Below are 14,761 nucleotides of genomic sequence, written 5' to 3'. Positions count from 1 at the left end.
TATGAGCAATGCCGTGAACGCCCCGCTCGATCCCATTGATCCTGTCACTCAGGCAGACGCCGAGGTCCTGCTGGCGCAGCCGCGCGGCTTCTGCGCCGGCGTGGATCGCGCCATCGAGATTGTCGAGCGCGCGCTCGAGCTGTTTGGCGCGCCCATTTATGTGCGTCACGAGATCGTGCACAACGCCTATGTGGTTGGCGATCTGCGCAACAAGGGCGCGGTGTTCGTGCAGGAACTCGATGATGTGCCTGTGGGCGGCACGGTGATCTTCAGCGCGCACGGTGTGTCGCGGGCGGTGCGTGAGGCGGCCGAGGCGCGCGGTCTGCGCGTGTTCGATGCGACCTGCCCGCTGGTGACCAAGGTGCACGTCGAAGTCTCGAAGATGCGTGCGCAGAGTTTCGAGATCATCATGATCGGGCACAAGGGTCATCCCGAGGTGGAAGGCACCATGGGGCAGGCCAACGACGGCATGCTGCTGGTCGAGTCCGTCGATGATGTTGCGCACCTCGAAGTGAAAGACCCGACGCGACTGGCTTACGTGACACAGACCACGTTGTCGGTGGACGAGACCCAGGAGATCGTGGCGGCCATCAAGGCGCGCTATCCGGCCGTGCACGAGCCCAAGAAGCAGGACATTTGCTACGCGACGCAGAATCGCCAGGACGCCGTGAAGTTCATGGCGCCGCAGGTGGAAGTCGTGATCGTGGTCGGCAGCCCGAACAGCTCGAACTCGAATCGTCTGCGTGAGTTGGCTGAAAAGCTGGGCGTGCCTGCTTATATGGTGGATACGCCTGAGCAGGTAAAGCCAGAATGGGTGGCCGGCAAGCGCCGCGTGGGTCTGACGGCCGGGGCATCGGCGCCCGAAGAGCTGGCGCAGTCGATCGTGGACCGGCTCAAGGCGCTGGGCGCGCGTACCGTGCGCCCGCTGGACGGTATCCAGGAAAACATGTCCTTCCCCCTTCCGAGGGGGCTTCAAATCAATTGAATGCGTTTATGTAAATGCCCACTTAAAAACGCACAAAAACTGTGCGCCCTAATGCGGTGCATAAAGCGCTTTTGAGGAATCAACGGCCACTTCTTCGGGGAGTGGCCGTTTTGTTTTGTGCGTTGCAAAAACCTCTTCAACACCGGCGAAGCCTTGATTTAGCGTGGCAATCGCCCGCCAAGCCGCGTGGGTAGGGGGTTTCCCCTAGTCTGGCATGCTTCTTGATATGGCTATGCGCCGTTCGCGAATGCCTGCGCGAAATGACGCCTGTTTGGGCATTGGGGAAAGCCCGTAAAGCGGCGTAGTTACTGTAGAAATCGTTGTTGCGACGCGTATTGCATCCGCAATAAAAGGGGATACAATTCGCGCGTTTCAAATTGAAACAATCGGCGCAGGGGGAGCGGCCGGGAGGCAGGACGCTCTTCTTGCTCTTGCGAGATCTAGGAGATCACTCATGCAAATTAAGTTTGCCAAAGTTCTGCCGCTTGCGGCTGCCGTGGCACTCGTAGCAGCTTGCGGTAAGAACGAGGAAAAGCCCGCAGACCAAGCTGCTGCACCTGCAGCAACGTCGGCTCCGGCTGCTGCTGCCGGTGGCGGCGAGACCGTCGTCAAGATCGGTCACGCGGCTCCGCTCACGGGCGGTATTGCTCACCTTGGCAAAGACAACGAAAACGGTGCACGTCTGGCCGTTGAAGAAGCCAACAAGGAAGGCCTGACCATCGACGGCAAGAAGATCAAGCTGGAACTGGTCGGTGAAGACGATGCAGGCGACCCGAAGACCGGCACCGCCGTGGCGCAGAAGCTGGTTGACGAGCACGTTGTTGCCGTCGTCGGCCACCTGAACTCGGGCGTTTCGATCCCGGCCTCGAAGATCTACAGCGATGCAGGCATCGTGCAGATCTCGCCGTCGTCGACCAACCCCGACTACACCAAGCAAGGCTTCAAGACGACCTACCGCGTGGTTGCAACCGACGCGCAACAAGGTCCGGCTCTGGCGAACTACGCCGCCAAGACCCTGGGCGCCAAGACCGTGGCCATCGTTGACGATGCCACCGCCTACGGTAAGGGCCTGGCCGACGAGTTCGAGAAGACCGCGAAGGCAGGTGGCGTGAATGTCGTGGCGCGTGAGGCAACCAACGACAAGGCGACCGACTTCAAGGCCATTCTGACCAAGATCAAGGGCAAGAAGCCGGACGTGATCATGTACGGCGGCATGGACGCCACCGGTGGTCCGTTCGCCAAGCAAGCCAAGGAACTGGGCATCACGGCCAAGATCGTTGGCGGCGACGGCGTGTGTACCGACAAGGTGGCCGAACTGGCTGGCGACGCAATCGACAACATCGTCTGCTCGGAAGCAGGCCTGGCGCTGTCGAAGATGGAGAAGGGCGCAGACTTCGAGAAGAAGTACCAAGCGCGCTTCAACACGCCGGTGCAGATCTACGCACCGTTCACGTATGACGCCGTCAACGTGATCATCGACGCGATGAAGCGTGCCAACTCGGCCGATCCGGCCAAGATCCTGGCTGCCATGCCGGCAACCAACTACAACGGCGTGATCGGCAACATCGCGTTCGACGACAAGGGTGACCTGAAGCAAGGTTCCATCACCCTGTACAACTACAAGGACAAGAAGAAGAGCGTTCTTGACGTTGTGAAGATGTAATCGAAGGGCTACCGCCCTGAAAACGGCACCGCGCCTACCCTAGCGGTGCCGTTTTTTATAGCCTCGCCAGTTACACAAGGCCCTCACCATGGGCGCGTTCGGCAGGCCGCTTACCAGCAACCTCACCTTACCCATCCGATTGATCGCATACCTTGCGGGCACGTCATCCCGTCGCCTACAACAAAGCAAGGCATAGCAGGAGCTGTTCTCATGGATATCTTTATCCAGCAGATCGTGAACGGTCTGGTGCTCGGCAGCATTTACGCGCTGATCGCACTTGGCTACACCATGGTCTACGGTATTCTCGGCATCATCAACTTCGCCCACGGCGATGTTCTGATGGTCGGTGCAATGTCTGCCCTGACTGCCATCAACTTCCTCCAGAAGTACTTCCCCAATCTGCCTGACTGGCTCACGCTGGTGTTCGCGTTGCTGTTTGCAATGCCGGTCTGCGCCATCGTGGCCTACACCATCGAACGTGTCGCTTACCGGCCGCTGCGCAATGCGCCGCGCCTGGCGCCGCTGATCACCGCCATCGGCGTGTCGATCGTGCTGCAGACGCTGGCGATGATGATCTGGTCGCGCAACCCGCTCACCTTCCCGCAACTGCTGCCTTCGAGCCCGATTGATATCGGCTCCACGGGCGCAACGATTACGGGCAAGGAAATCGTCATCATCGTGGTGTCGATCCTGGTGATGGTCGGGCTGATCCTGCTGGTCAACCGCACCAAGCTCGGCCGTGCGATGCGCGCGACCGCCGAGAACCAGCGTGTGGCAGGCCTGATGGGCGTCAACCCGAACTTCGTGATCTCCGCCACCTTCATGATCGGTGCTGCCATGGCAGCGGTCGCCGGTGTGATGATGGCGACCAACTACGGCAACGCCCACTTCTACATGGGCTTCATCCCTGGCCTGAAGGCGTTTACCGCCGCAGTGCTGGGCGGCATCGGCAACCTGGCCGGCGCCATGGTCGGCGGCATGCTGCTGGGCCTGATCGAAGCACTGGGTGCCGGTTATATCGGCGATCTGACTGGCGGTGTGTTCGGTTCGAACTACCAGGATGTGTTCGCATTCATCGTGCTGATTGGCGTGCTGCTGTTCCGCCCGTCCGGCATCATGGGTGAACGCGTTGCGGACCGCGCATAAGAAGGGGAGCGCCATGACAGAAAATTTCAAAGCGCCGATGAAGACGCGCGCCGCGTTGTACGGCTTCCTGATCCTTGCGATCTTCGCGCCGTTCGTCGTGGGAGCCGCAGGTGGCAATTACTGGGTGCGCGTGCTGGACTTCGCACTGCTGTACATCATGCTGGCCCTGGGCCTGAACATCGTGGTGGGCTTTGCCGGCCTGCTCGACTTGGGCTACATCGCGTTCTACGCGGTCGGTGCCTACATGATGGCGTTGCTGGGTTCGCCGCACCTGACCAACCAGTTCGAGTGGATCCACAACCTGTTCCCCAATGGGCTGCACCTCATCGTCTGGTGGGTGATTCCGCTGGGTGCCGGGCTGGCGGCGCTGTTCGGCATTCTGCTGGGCACGCCGGTGCTGAAGCTGCGCGGTGACTACCTCGCCATCGTGACGCTGGGCTTTGGAGAAATCATCCGGATCTTCATGAACAACCTCGACCGCCCGGTGAACATCACCAACGGTCCGAAGGGCATCAACCTGATCGAGCCGGTCAAGATCTTCGGGTTCGACTTTTCGAAGCGCCACGATTTCTTCGGCATCCGCTTCGACTCGGTCTACATGTACTACTACCTGTTCGTGATCCTGGCCGCGATCATCATCATCGTGTGCCTGCGGTTGCAGAACTCGCGTATCGGTCGTGCATGGGTGGCGCTGCGTGAAGATGAAATCGCCGCCAAGGCGATGGGCATCAACACGCGCAACATCAAGCTGCTGGCCTTTGCGATGGGTGCGTCGTTCGGTGGTGTGTCGGGTGCGATGTTCGCGTCGTTCCAGGGCTTCGTGTCGCCGGAATCGTTCGTGCTGTGGGAGTCGATCTACATCCTGGCGATCGTGGTGCTGGGCGGCATGGGCCATATCCCGGGCGTGATCCTGGGCGGCATTCTGCTGGTCGGTTTCCAGGAGTTGCTGCGTGCGCTGGCCGAGCCGGTGCAGAACAAGCTGTTCGGCCATGTGATCGTGGAAGCGGAAGTGCTTCGTCAGCTGCTGTTCGGCCTGGCGATGGTGGTGGTGATGCTGTATCGCCCTGCGGGCCTGTGGCCCTCGCCGCGCAAGGAAGACCGTCCGCAAAAGCAGCGGGCTGGTGGACTGTCCCGTATCTGATGGAGGCACGCACATGAGCAACAACAACGTCCTCCTCTCGATCCGAGGAGTCCAGAAGCGTTTCGGCGGCCTGCAAGCGCTGTCCGACGTGAGCCTGGAAATTCGCGAAGGCGAAATCTACGGCCTGATCGGCCCGAACGGCGCCGGCAAGACCACGTTCTTCAACGTCATCACGGGGCTGTACACGCCGGATGCCGGCGAATTCGTGCTGGGCGGCACGCCCTACCAGCCGACCGCGGTGCATGAAGTGGCCAAGGCCGGCATTGCGCGCACGTTCCAGAACATCCGCCTGTTTGGCGACATGACTGCGGCGGAAAACGTCATGGTCGGCCGCCACGTCCGCACCAAGGCCGGCCTGATCGGCGCGGTGTTCCGCACCAAGGCGGCACGCGAAGAAGAGCAGTCGATCGAAGACTGGGCGCACGACCTGCTGGATTACGTCGGCATCGGCAAGTACGCCAACTACACGGCGCGCAACCTGTCGTACGGTCACCAGCGTCGTCTGGAAATCGCCCGTGCCCTGGCCACGCAGCCCAAGCTGCTGGCCCTGGACGAGCCGGCCGCCGGCATGAACGCCACGGAAAAGGTGGAACTCCGTGGCCTGCTCGACAAGATCCGTTCCGACGGCAAGACCATCCTGCTGATCGAGCACGACGTGAAGCTGGTGATGGGCCTGTGCAATCGCCTGACCGTGCTCGATTACGGCAAGGTGATCGCCCAAGGTCTGCCGCAGGAAGTGCAGAGCAACCCGGCCGTGATCGAGGCCTACCTCGGCGCGTCAGCGCACTGACGCAGAGGAACGGAATATGAAACCAGTAATGTTGAAGATCGACAGCCTGAAGGTCGCGTACGGCGGCATCCAGGCGGTCAAGGGCGTGGATCTGGAGATTCGCGAAGGTGAACTGGTCACGCTGATCGGTGCCAACGGCGCCGGCAAGACGACCACCATGAAGGCCATCACCGGCCTGCAGGGCTGGGCCGGCGGTGATGTGCAGTATCTGGGCAAGTCCATCAAGGGCGTGCCGAGCTACAACCTGCTCAAGCAGGGCCTGGCGATGGTGCCGGAAGGCCGCGGCGTGTTCGCGCGCATGACCATCACCGAGAACCTGCAGATGGGCGCCTTCACGCGCAACGACGAGGCCAACATCAAGGCCGACATCGACCGCATGTTCGGCATCTTCCCGCGTCTGAAGGAACGTGCAAACCAGCTGGCCGGCACGATGTCGGGCGGTGAGCAGCAGATGCTGGCCATGGCGCGTGCGCTGATGAGCCAACCGAAGCTGCTGCTGCTGGACGAGCCGTCGATGGGTCTCTCGCCGATCATGGTCGAGAAGATCTTCGAGGTCGTGCGCGACATCTCGGCGCAAGGCGTGACCGTGCTGCTCGTCGAGCAGAACGCGCGTCTGGCGTTGCAGGCTGCGCACCGCGGCTACGTGATGGACTCCGGTCTCATCACCATGAGCGGCGATGCCAAGCAGATGCTCGACGACCCGAAGGTGCGCGCCGCCTACCTGGGCGAATAAGCACCCTTAAGCATCATGAAGAAGCCCCGCAATCGCGGGGCTTTTTCTTTGCGCGTGCTAGACGTTTCAGGCCGACGTGGCTGTGTAGATGTTCGGCCGATGCAATTGCATGAAGCCAATGCCCTCGGGCACATCGGTAAAGCCATGCTTGCGATAAAGCCAGTCGGCGCCCGTTGTCACTAACACTGTGCGCCGTAGCGTCTGCAGGTCCGGATGCTCACGCAGAAAATCCATCAGCGCGTGCGAGACGCCTTTCCCACGCCATGCCGGCAGCACGAACACATCGCACAGATACGCAAACGTCGCGCGGTCGGTAATGACCCGCGCAAAGCCCACGAGATCGCCATGCGAGCCATCGTCGTTCCGTCGATAGGCGGCAAAGCACAGCGAGTTCGCGACCGATCGGTCGAACACGTCGCGCGGCAGGCCGCGGGCCCAATACGTTTCCTGCGAAAGGAAGTGGTAGATCTGGTCCAGCGGAAGCCACGCGGGATCATCGGACAAAACGATCCCCGTGGCCGGAACTTCTCGCGTCACGGCCATGGCAAACCTCAGAGTGGGAACAGGGGTAAGGCGATGCAGGGCGACGCATTGCGCGCCGCCCCAAGTAATGCGGCGCGCCTTAGGCGTGCGCCTTCAGCAGCGTGCGCAGCATGCCGATCATCGTGTCGATTTCTTCGGTCGTCACGTTCAGCGCGGGCATGAAGCGCAGGATGTTCGGACGCGGGGCGTTCAGCAGCAGGCCCGTCGGGGTCATCTCGCGTGCCGCTTCAACCAGTTGGCCGCCGATGTCCTTGCCGAGGAGCAGGGCGCGCAGCAGGCCGTTACCACGCTCGCCGGCCAGGCCGAACTCTTCGCTCAGCTTGAGCAGTTGCGTGCGCAGATAGGCGCCGCGTTCTTCCACGCCGGCCAGGAAGCCCGGCGCCAGCAGTTGCTCGATCACCGAGCAGCCCACCGCCGTCATCAGCGGGTTGCCGTTGTAGGTGCCGCCCTGGTCGCCGGCTTCGAAGCTCGCAACCTCATCGGTGCACAGCAGGGCCGACAGCGGCACGCCGCCGCCGATGCCCTTGCCCAGCGTCATGATGTCCGGCTCGATGTTCGAGAGCTGGTAGGCGAAGAGCGTGCCGCAGCGGCCGCAACCGGCCTGCACTTCATCAACGATCAACAGGATCTTGTGCTTCTTGGTCAGCGCGCGCAGTTGCTGCATGAATTCCGGCGTGGCCGGCAGCACGCCGCCTTCGCCTTGCACCGGCTCAAGCATCACGGCGACCGTCTCGTCGGTGATGAGTGCTTCCACCGAGGCGATGTCGTTCAGGATGGCCTTCGGGAAGCCGGGCACTTGCGGCGCGAAGATGGTGTCCCAACCAGCCTTGCCGGATGCGCTCATGGTAGCGAGCGTGCGGCCGTGGAAGCTGTGGTCGAACGTGATGATCTGGAAGGCGCCGTTCTTATGCTTCTTGCCCCACTTGCGGGCGAGCTTGATGGCGCCTTCGTTGGCTTCGGCGCCGCTGTTGGCGAAGAACACCTTGTCGAAGCAGCTGTGCGCCGTCAGCAAGCCGGCCAGCTTGGCCATCGGCTCGTTGTAGAACGCCGGGCTCGGGTTGATCAGCTTGCGAGCCTGCGCGTTCAGCGCTTCGATCATGCCGTCGTTGCAGTGACCGAGGCAGTTGACGGCCCAGCCTTGCACGAAGTCTAGGTATCGCTTGCCGTTGTGGTCCGTCAGCCACGAGCCCTTGCCTTCGGTGAAGACGATCTCGGGCCGGTTGGTGATGTACATCAGGGACTGGACGGGGTAGTCAGCAAACGCCATGGCAAAGCTCCAGAAAAAGGCGGCAGGAAGATGAAAAACCGAAAAAACGCGCGTTGGAAAAAGACAAAGGCCACGGGGGGCGCCCCGTGGCCTTGTGATCGTCGAATCCTGTGAACCCGATATGCAATCAGCAGACAGCCGCGTGGCTTCCCGGAGGGAGCAACGTACGGCGGCGTCGGAGGTGCAGGGCTTGGTTCATAAGGCGCAAGAATAAGACGGATGCCAAGTCAAGTCAAAACGAAATTTTGGCCTTCTTGGGATTTGTGCAACGTCAGCCGGCCGGGTGAAGGTCTGCCTCCGAGGTGAAGGAATCGGCGAAGAATGCGTCCGGATGCATTCCGCACTGGGCAGCGAAGTCCGTGCGGGCGGAGTTGATCACCACCGGCGCACCGCAGGCGTAGACCTCGTGGCCCGACAGATCAGGGTGGTCGGCCATCACCGCCTGGTGAACGAAGCCGGTGCGGCCCGTCCAGGCGTCTTCGGGCAGGGCGTTGGAGACGACCGGCACGTACGTGAAGTTCGGCAGCGTGCGCGCCCATTCTTCGGCCTTGGCGTGCATGTACAGGTCTTGCGGGCGGCGGCCGCCCCAGTACAGCGTCATCGGGCGCGTGCTGCCGATGAACTGGGCATGCTCGATGATCGCCTTGATGGGCGCAAAGCCGGTGCCCGAGGCCAGCAGGATGATCGGCTTGTCGGATTCTTCACGCAGGAAGAAGCTGCCCAGCGGACCCTCGAAGCGCAGGATGTCGCGCTCCTTCATGGCCGGGGCGCCTTCCTTGGCGCCGAACACGTAGTCGGTAAATGCGCCGCCCGGCATGTGCCGGATGTGCAGCTCGATCGGGCCGTCGTCGTGCGGCGGGTTGGCGATCGAGTAGCTGCGGCGCTTGCCGTCGCGCAGAAGGAATTCCACGTACTGTCCGGCCAGAAATTGCATACGCTCCGTGGCAGGCAGTTGCAGCTTGACGATGGTGACGTCCGGCGCGGCCTTCTCCAACGACGCGACGCGACATGGGATCTTCTTGATGGGGACATCCCCGGCGCCGTGCACTTCGCGCACCTCGATGGTGACGTCCGTGGCGGGCGTGGCGCAGCAGAACAGCGCGCGGCCTTCGGTGGCCTCCTGGGCGCTCAGCGCGTTGGGCGAGTGGTTGCCCTGAACGATGGAGCCTTCGCGCACGAGGCCCTTGCACGAGCCGCACGCGCCGTTCTTGCAGCCATACGGAAGGCCGATGCCCTGGCGCAGCGCCGCTGCAAGGATGGTCTCGCCGTCTTCGGCCTGGAACTGGCGGCCGCTGGGCAGCACGTTGATCTGGTAAGCCATCTACAATCCGAATATGTTGAAAAGAGTGTCTGGTCGCCCTGATGGGCATGCAATGGTGGTCAATCCGGCAGCACGTCCGATGGTGAATCAGTCAGTCGCTCGGCCATCCCAATCTGCACTGCGCTTGGGCCGTCCCCGCGTGGTGATCGTCGGCTGCGGCGATGTCGGGCAACGCTGCCTGGCGATGCTTCGCACGCGTTTTCGCGTCTTTGCCGTCACCTCGCGCCTTGAAGGCCGCGCTTCGTTGCGCGAAGCGGGTGCCGTGCCGATTGTCGCCAATCTGGACGATGCCGCATCGCTGCGCCGCCTGCGAGGTTTAAGCCCCCGCGTGCTGCATCTCGCGCCGCCGCCTTCTGCCGGCAACGACGATCCGCGTACCGCCGCGTTACTGCATGCGCTGGCGCACCCGGCCCCGGTTTCCCGGGCCACAAAACGTCGCATTTTACCCGAGCAGGCGCGCAGGTCGGGGGGCTTCACTGGCCGCTTGAAAACTCACCTCCAAGCGCGCGCGTTCGTGTACGCCAGCACCAGCGGCGTCTACGGCGATGCGGGCGGTGCCTGGGTCGACGAATCCCGGCCGGTAAAGCCAACCACGGCGCGTGCCCTGCGCCGTGTCGCTGCCGAGCGTCGTGTGCGCTGGTTTGGCGCGGGCGGCGGCTGGCGCACGTCGATTTTGCGCATTCCCGGCATCTATGCGGCTGACCGGCTGCCCGTCGCGCGGCTCCAGCGCGGTACCCCCGCCTTGCGCGCCGAGGACGATGTCTACACCAACCACATCCACGCCGACGACCTCGCGCGCGCTGTCATTGCCGCGCTGTTCCGGGGGAAGCCGCAGCGCGTTGTGCATGCAAGCGACGCATCGGAGCTGCGCATGGGCGATTACTTTGACGCCGTAGCCGACGCGCGCGGCTTGCAGCGGCCGCCGCGCATTTCGCGCGCCGAGGCGATCCGGCAGATCGAGCCGTCGCTGCTGTCTTTCATGAGCGAATCGCGGCGGCTGCGCAACACGCGGCTTGCGCGCGAGTTGCGCGTGGCGCTGCGCTACCCGACGGTGGCCGATTTCCTCAGTAGCGGGGCCTGACATGAAGGCGCCTGCGTCCGCCCCTGCACCGTCGTCGCTCGGCGCCCGGCTGCGCGCTGTGCGGTTGGCGCTCTGGCTGTCGGCCGCGGTGGTGGGTGTAGGCGTCTCTTGGTTTGCCGCGTGCTTCGTGGCCGATTCGATGAGTGCGCGCGAGATGCAGCAGATGGTCGCCGCGCGGCGGCAGCTGGCCGCGCAGGTGGCGGAGGGGATGTCGAGCCAGATCACGGCCGACGTGGCCCTGCTGCGCGCGCTGCCGCAGACGCTGGCCCAGATCGATGCCATTCCGCGGGCGGTGGAGCGCGTCGACACCCGGCGCTGGAACCTGATGGATCAGGGCTCGCGGGCCCAAGAGGCCAGGTCGCATCCGGAAGTGGTCGACATCGATGCATTCCTGGACGCCACCGCAGGCAACCTCGGGCTGGACTACCTGTGGGTCGTCAACCAGCACAATTACGTGGTGCTCTCCAATAACGCCGGCCATGCCGATTCGTTCGTCGGCGTGCAGTCGAGCATGCAGCCTTACATGAAGGAGGCGATGCTGGGCGGCCTGGGCGAGCAGTTCACGGTCGGGCGGGTGACGGGCGTGCCGGGCCTCTTCTTCGCCGCGCCGGTGTATGACGCCGGTGGTTACCTGGTCGCGGCGATGGGCACCAAGGTGAGTCTTGCAAGGCTGCAGCACTGGGTGTCGCATCCGACGTCGCTGGTGGCCGATCCGAACGGCTTGATCATCCTGTCGACCGATGCGTCGCTGGTGGGCAAGATCCTGCCCGATGCGCGCTTGCAGCGCATGGGTGCCAGCGACCGGTACAACGCCTACCAGCGCGTCGACTTCGAACCCTGGCCCTATCAGCCCACCGCGAAGGCGCATCACGACGTGCCCGGCTGGGTGCCAGCCGAGGTGCGCGATACGCTGGCCTGGCGCGAGGGCAGCGCGACGCCATCGCTCACCGTGTCGCGCAATGCGAGTGCGGACCTCACCGTTGTCGTGGCCGAGCCGCTGCCGACGTGGGGCCAGCAGATCGCCAACCATGCGCGCAATCGCATGATCGGCTTCGTGTTGTTCGTGAGCGTGCTGGCGACATTCGCGCTGGTGGCGTGGTCGTTGGTGCGCGAGCGGCAGCACCACCGCGTGACGCGCCATCTGAACCAGCGGCTGCAGCGCACCAACAGCGCGCTCGCCAACGAGGCGCATTTCGACCATCTGACCGGCGTACTGACGCGCCGGCGCTTCCTCGCGCTGTTCGACACGGTACTCACGCGTTCCCACAATCGCGCCGAGCCGCTTGTTCTCGTGTTGGCCGATCTGGACCACTTCAAGCGGATCAACGACACATGGGGCCACGCCGTGGGCGACATGGCGCTGCAGCGCTTTGCGTCGCTTGCCACGGGCGTGCTGCGCAGCAGTGACCTGGTTGGGCGTTTGGGCGGCGAGGAATTCGCCATGGTGATGGGGCGCACCACGCTGGAAACGGCCACCGAGGTGGTGGAGCGCCTGCGTACGGCGGTCGCCGAGACCGACGAAAGTTTCCCGACCGGGCTGTCGATGACCGTCAGCATGGGCATGACGGTCTGCCGGCCGGGCGATACGGCGTCGGAGATGCTCAAGCGCGCTGATCTCGCGCTGTATCGCGCCAAGGAAAGCGGGCGCAACCGGCACGTGGCCGGCTGAGACGAGCGACTAACGCGCGACGCGGCCAGCGCGACGGCGGCGCAGTTCGAGGTGCGTGCGCGTGCCCGCGAGCGGCACACGTCGGAAACGCTCGCGGCGCTGTTCCTCATCAAAGAACGCGAGCGACGGCTTGACCAGATCGCTGCGCGAGACAATGCCCACCAGCGCGCGCGATTGCGAATCAGCCACCACCGGCAGCCGCTCCAACCCATGCACTGCGAGGCGCGTGGCGACGATGCGGCAGGTCTCGCCGGGCAGCGCCATCACGGGGGCATTCGCACCAAACAACTCGGCCACGGTGACGGCGCCGCGCTTCTGGCCCGCCAGCAGCGCATCGCGGTCTAGCATGCCGATCAACGTGCCATTCGGGCCGCCTCGCACCACCGGAAACGCACGATGCGCCTGCTTGGGGCCAAAGCGGTTGGCGAGTGTATCGGCCAGCGTGGCCTGTGCGTCGATGGTTTGTACCGAACGCGTCATCACCTCATCGACGGCGTGGCGCTCGAGCGGATCGACAGCGTATTCGCGATAGATGTGGAAGCCGCGGCGCGCGATCTTCTCGGTCATGATCGAGCGGGGCATGGTCAGCACGACAAAGCCGTAGGACACCGCGACCGCCAGCAGAATCGGCAGCAGGGCGTTCACGTCGTGTGTGAGCCCGAAGGCGAAGACGATGGCTGTGAGCGGGGCGCCCAGCACACCGGCCAGCATGGCGGCCATGCACACGAGCGGCCACAGGGCTGCGTCGCCACCGGGCAGCACCGGGCCGATGAGCACACCAAGACCAGCGCCCATCATCAGCAGCGGAGCGAGCACACCGCCCGACGTGCCGGAGCCCAGCGCGATCACCCAGATGATGGCCTTGACCACCAGCAGCGCCAGCGCAACGCGGATGGCGAGATGGTTGTGCAGCAAATCGCCGATGACGTCGTAGCCGACGCCCAGCGCACGCGGCTCGAAATAGCCGCCGATGCCAACCACCAGGCCGCCGATGGCCGGCCACCACATCCAGTGGATCGGCAGGCGGCCGAACAGGTCTTCGGTTTTGTACAGCGCCATCGACAGCGAGCGTGCCAGCGCGCCGCACAGCAACCCGGCGACCACGCAGGAGCCCAGCGCAGGCAGCGTCGCGGGCGCGGTTTCCAGCGGGAAGAGGGGGCCGGGCTCCAGCACCAAAACACGGAGGAAGCCCGCCACGGCACATGCCACCGCCACCGGCAGCATGCTTCGGGGGCGCCATTCGAACAGCAGCAGCTCCACCGCCAGCAGCAGCGCCGCCACGGGCGTGCCGAACACGGCAGTCATGCCGGCCGTGGCGCCGGCCACCAGCAGCGTCTTGCGCTCGGCGGCGGTCAGCTTGAAGAACTGCGCGAACAGCGAGCCGATCGCGCCGCCGGTCATGATGATCGGGCCCTCCGCACCAAACGGGCCGCCGCTGCCGATCACGACGCCCGACGACAGCGGCTTGAGCACTGCCACTTTCGGCGACATCTTGCTCTTGCCGAACAGGATGGCCTCAATAGCCTCGGGAATGCCGTGGCCGCGGATCTTCTCCGAGCCGAAGCGCGCCATCAGCCCAACGATCAGCCCGCCGATGAGCGGCACCGCAATCACCCATGCGCCGAGCGTGTTGGTGGCCGGCGAGCGGTCGGCCAGCGACAGCGTCTGGAAGAAGAACAGGTTGGTGAAGAAGCGGATCAGGTTGAGCAGCACCACGGCTGCCAGCGTGGCAAACGCCGCGATGACGACCGCCAGCGCTGTGGTGCGGAACAGCGTGGTGTCGGTCGCAAAATCGCGCCGGTGCTGTTGGTGTTCAAGGGTTTGCATGAGGTTACTGCTCGGCGGAGGGTTCGGCGGGGTGATCGAGGTGCGGGATCTTGAAGGCGCGGCTGAAGGTCGACAGCTCACTCTGGTGCAGTCCGGCCAGCAGCGCGACGAGGTGGTCGCCCTTCCTGGAGAGATGGACTTCGACCTGGCGCGCGTCGGTGTCGCTCTGGCGACGTTCGACCAGGCCCGCTTCTTCGCAACGCGTGACGAGCGCCGCCGTGCCGTGCGGCGCGGCCTGCAGGCGTTCGGCCAGTTCGCCGACGGTGGCCCATTCGCGCCCGGCATAGCCTTTCACGTGCAGCAGCAACTGGTACTGCAGCGGTGTGATGCCCTTGGCGTGGATCAGATCTTCGGAGGCGCGCAGGAAGCGGCGGAGGTGGTAGCGGAAATCGGACAGACTCTCGAAATCCTGTTTGGACAAAGGTCGGCTGGGGGTAGACATGGCGGAATCAAGCGGTTCGTGGCGGAATATATCACGGCGTGACATATTGTGAAAAGCGCGCCCTGTTGCTGTCTTGCGCACCTCGAGTGCACTCCGGATCGCATGGATTGTTGATTGGCAATCAAGACTGTTTCGTCGACCGGCGGGTTTTTC

General features: G+C 63.9%; 13 protein-coding genes. 8 read left to right on the top strand and 5 right to left on the bottom strand.

The genetic code is table 11. The features are described 5' to 3' along the window. The first annotated feature begins 1 nt into the window (after position 1). The 6 genes from ispH (at position 2) to R2669_RS08950 (ending at position 6,458) form a co-directional block, all read left to right on the top strand. Complete coding sequence (gene ispH / locus R2669_RS08975; RefSeq protein ID WP_316899730.1) at positions 2–985, top strand: 4-hydroxy-3-methylbut-2-enyl diphosphate reductase; 984 nt, start codon at positions 2–4, stop codon at positions 983–985. A 454-nt stretch (positions 986–1,439) separates the two neighbouring features. After that, complete coding sequence (locus R2669_RS08970) at positions 1,440–2,648, top strand: branched-chain amino acid ABC transporter substrate-binding protein (RefSeq protein ID WP_147213321.1); 1,209 nt, start codon at positions 1,440–1,442, stop codon at positions 2,646–2,648. A 210-nt stretch (positions 2,649–2,858) separates the two neighbouring features. Then, entirely contained in the window at positions 2,859–3,794 is a 936-nt protein-coding gene (locus tag R2669_RS08965; RefSeq protein WP_092972803.1) for a branched-chain amino acid ABC transporter permease, read from the top strand. Between the two features lie 13 nt (positions 3,795–3,807). Next, positions 3,808–4,935, top strand: a complete 1,128-nt coding sequence (locus tag R2669_RS08960) for an ABC transporter permease subunit (RefSeq protein WP_316899729.1) — start codon at positions 3,808–3,810, stop codon at positions 4,933–4,935. Between the two features lie 13 nt (positions 4,936–4,948). After that, positions 4,949–5,725, top strand: coding sequence for an ABC transporter ATP-binding protein (locus R2669_RS08955; RefSeq protein ID WP_004632013.1), 777 nt, complete (start codon positions 4,949–4,951; stop codon positions 5,723–5,725). A 16-nt stretch (positions 5,726–5,741) separates the two neighbouring features. Continuing rightward, entirely contained in the window at positions 5,742–6,458 is a 717-nt protein-coding gene (locus tag R2669_RS08950) for an ABC transporter ATP-binding protein (RefSeq protein WP_004632015.1), read from the top strand. A gap of 66 nt (positions 6,459–6,524) precedes the next feature. On the opposite strand, the gene R2669_RS08945 is transcribed toward R2669_RS08950, so the two are convergent. The 3 genes from R2669_RS08945 to R2669_RS08935 all read right to left on the bottom strand — a co-directional run bounded on the left by R2669_RS08945 (position 6,525) and on the right by R2669_RS08935 (position 9,589). Continuing rightward, the gene (locus R2669_RS08945) at positions 6,525–7,001 is read right to left on the bottom strand and encodes a GNAT family N-acetyltransferase (protein WP_316899727.1); all 477 of its coding nucleotides are present in this window, start codon (positions 6,999–7,001) and stop codon (positions 6,525–6,527) included. Between the two features lie 79 nt (positions 7,002–7,080). After that, the gene (locus R2669_RS08940; RefSeq protein WP_316899726.1) at positions 7,081–8,268 is read right to left on the bottom strand and encodes an acetylornithine transaminase; all 1,188 of its coding nucleotides are present in this window, start codon (positions 8,266–8,268) and stop codon (positions 7,081–7,083) included. A gap of 271 nt (positions 8,269–8,539) precedes the next feature. Continuing rightward, on the bottom strand, positions 8,540–9,589 hold the full coding sequence (locus R2669_RS08935) for a CDP-6-deoxy-delta-3,4-glucoseen reductase (RefSeq protein WP_316872969.1): 1,050 nt from the start codon (positions 9,587–9,589) through the stop codon (positions 8,540–8,542). A 79-nt stretch (positions 9,590–9,668) separates the two neighbouring features. Between R2669_RS08935 and R2669_RS08930 the strand changes: the two genes are divergently transcribed. Both R2669_RS08930 and R2669_RS08925 read left to right on the top strand, forming a co-directional pair. Then, positions 9,669–10,670 carry an NAD-dependent epimerase/dehydratase family protein gene (locus R2669_RS08930; RefSeq protein WP_316899724.1) on the top strand — a complete coding sequence of 334 codons (1,002 nt, stop codon included), beginning with the start codon at positions 9,669–9,671 and terminating at the stop codon, positions 10,668–10,670. A 1-nt stretch (position 10,671) separates the two neighbouring features. Further along, positions 10,672–12,339: a GGDEF domain-containing protein gene (locus tag R2669_RS08925; RefSeq protein ID WP_316899723.1), complete on the top strand. Its 1,668-nt coding sequence runs from the start codon at positions 10,672–10,674 to the stop codon at positions 12,337–12,339. A 9-nt stretch (positions 12,340–12,348) separates the two neighbouring features. On the opposite strand, the gene R2669_RS08920 is transcribed toward R2669_RS08925, so the two are convergent. Together R2669_RS08920 and R2669_RS08915 are read right to left on the bottom strand one after the other, a co-directional pair. After that, positions 12,349–14,166 carry a chloride channel protein gene (locus R2669_RS08920; RefSeq protein ID WP_316889855.1) on the bottom strand — a complete coding sequence of 606 codons (1,818 nt, stop codon included), beginning with the start codon at positions 14,164–14,166 and terminating at the stop codon, positions 12,349–12,351. Between the two features lie 4 nt (positions 14,167–14,170). Continuing rightward, entirely contained in the window at positions 14,171–14,608 is a 438-nt protein-coding gene (locus R2669_RS08915) for a MarR family winged helix-turn-helix transcriptional regulator (RefSeq protein ID WP_147213315.1), read from the bottom strand. Positions 14,609–14,761 lie beyond the last annotated feature (153 nt).

It is taken from the genome of Ralstonia edaphi (genome assembly GCF_958350185.1).
GTDB lineage: Bacteria > Pseudomonadota > Gammaproteobacteria > Burkholderiales > Burkholderiaceae > Ralstonia > Ralstonia edaphi.
Note: the sequence above shows the minus strand (reverse complement) of the source record. Positions and strands in the feature narration are given on the sequence as shown.

Coding starts and splice junctions, on each gene's coding strand:
- R2669_RS08930 (WP_316899724.1), top strand. CDS start 9,669: ATGGTGAATCAGTCAGTCGCTCGGCCATCCCAATCTGCACTGCGCTTG.
- R2669_RS08940 (WP_316899726.1), bottom strand. CDS start 8,268: ATGGCGTTTGCTGACTACCCCGTCCAGTCCCTGATGTACATCACCAAC.
- R2669_RS08965 (WP_092972803.1), top strand. CDS start 2,859: ATGGATATCTTTATCCAGCAGATCGTGAACGGTCTGGTGCTCGGCAGC.
- R2669_RS08950 (WP_004632015.1), top strand. CDS start 5,742: ATGAAACCAGTAATGTTGAAGATCGACAGCCTGAAGGTCGCGTACGGC.
- R2669_RS08970 (WP_147213321.1), top strand. CDS start 1,440: ATGCAAATTAAGTTTGCCAAAGTTCTGCCGCTTGCGGCTGCCGTGGCA.
- R2669_RS08960 (WP_316899729.1), top strand. CDS start 3,808: ATGACAGAAAATTTCAAAGCGCCGATGAAGACGCGCGCCGCGTTGTAC.
- R2669_RS08945 (WP_316899727.1), bottom strand. CDS start 7,001: ATGGCCGTGACGCGAGAAGTTCCGGCCACGGGGATCGTTTTGTCCGAT.
- R2669_RS08925 (WP_316899723.1), top strand. CDS start 10,672: ATGAAGGCGCCTGCGTCCGCCCCTGCACCGTCGTCGCTCGGCGCCCGG.
- R2669_RS08920 (WP_316889855.1), bottom strand. CDS start 14,166: ATGCAAACCCTTGAACACCAACAGCACCGGCGCGATTTTGCGACCGAC.
- R2669_RS08935 (WP_316872969.1), bottom strand. CDS start 9,589: ATGGCTTACCAGATCAACGTGCTGCCCAGCGGCCGCCAGTTCCAGGCC.
- R2669_RS08915 (WP_147213315.1), bottom strand. CDS start 14,608: ATGTCTACCCCCAGCCGACCTTTGTCCAAACAGGATTTCGAGAGTCTG.
- R2669_RS08955 (WP_004632013.1), top strand. CDS start 4,949: ATGAGCAACAACAACGTCCTCCTCTCGATCCGAGGAGTCCAGAAGCGT.
- ispH (WP_316899730.1), top strand. CDS start 2: ATGAGCAATGCCGTGAACGCCCCGCTCGATCCCATTGATCCTGTCACT.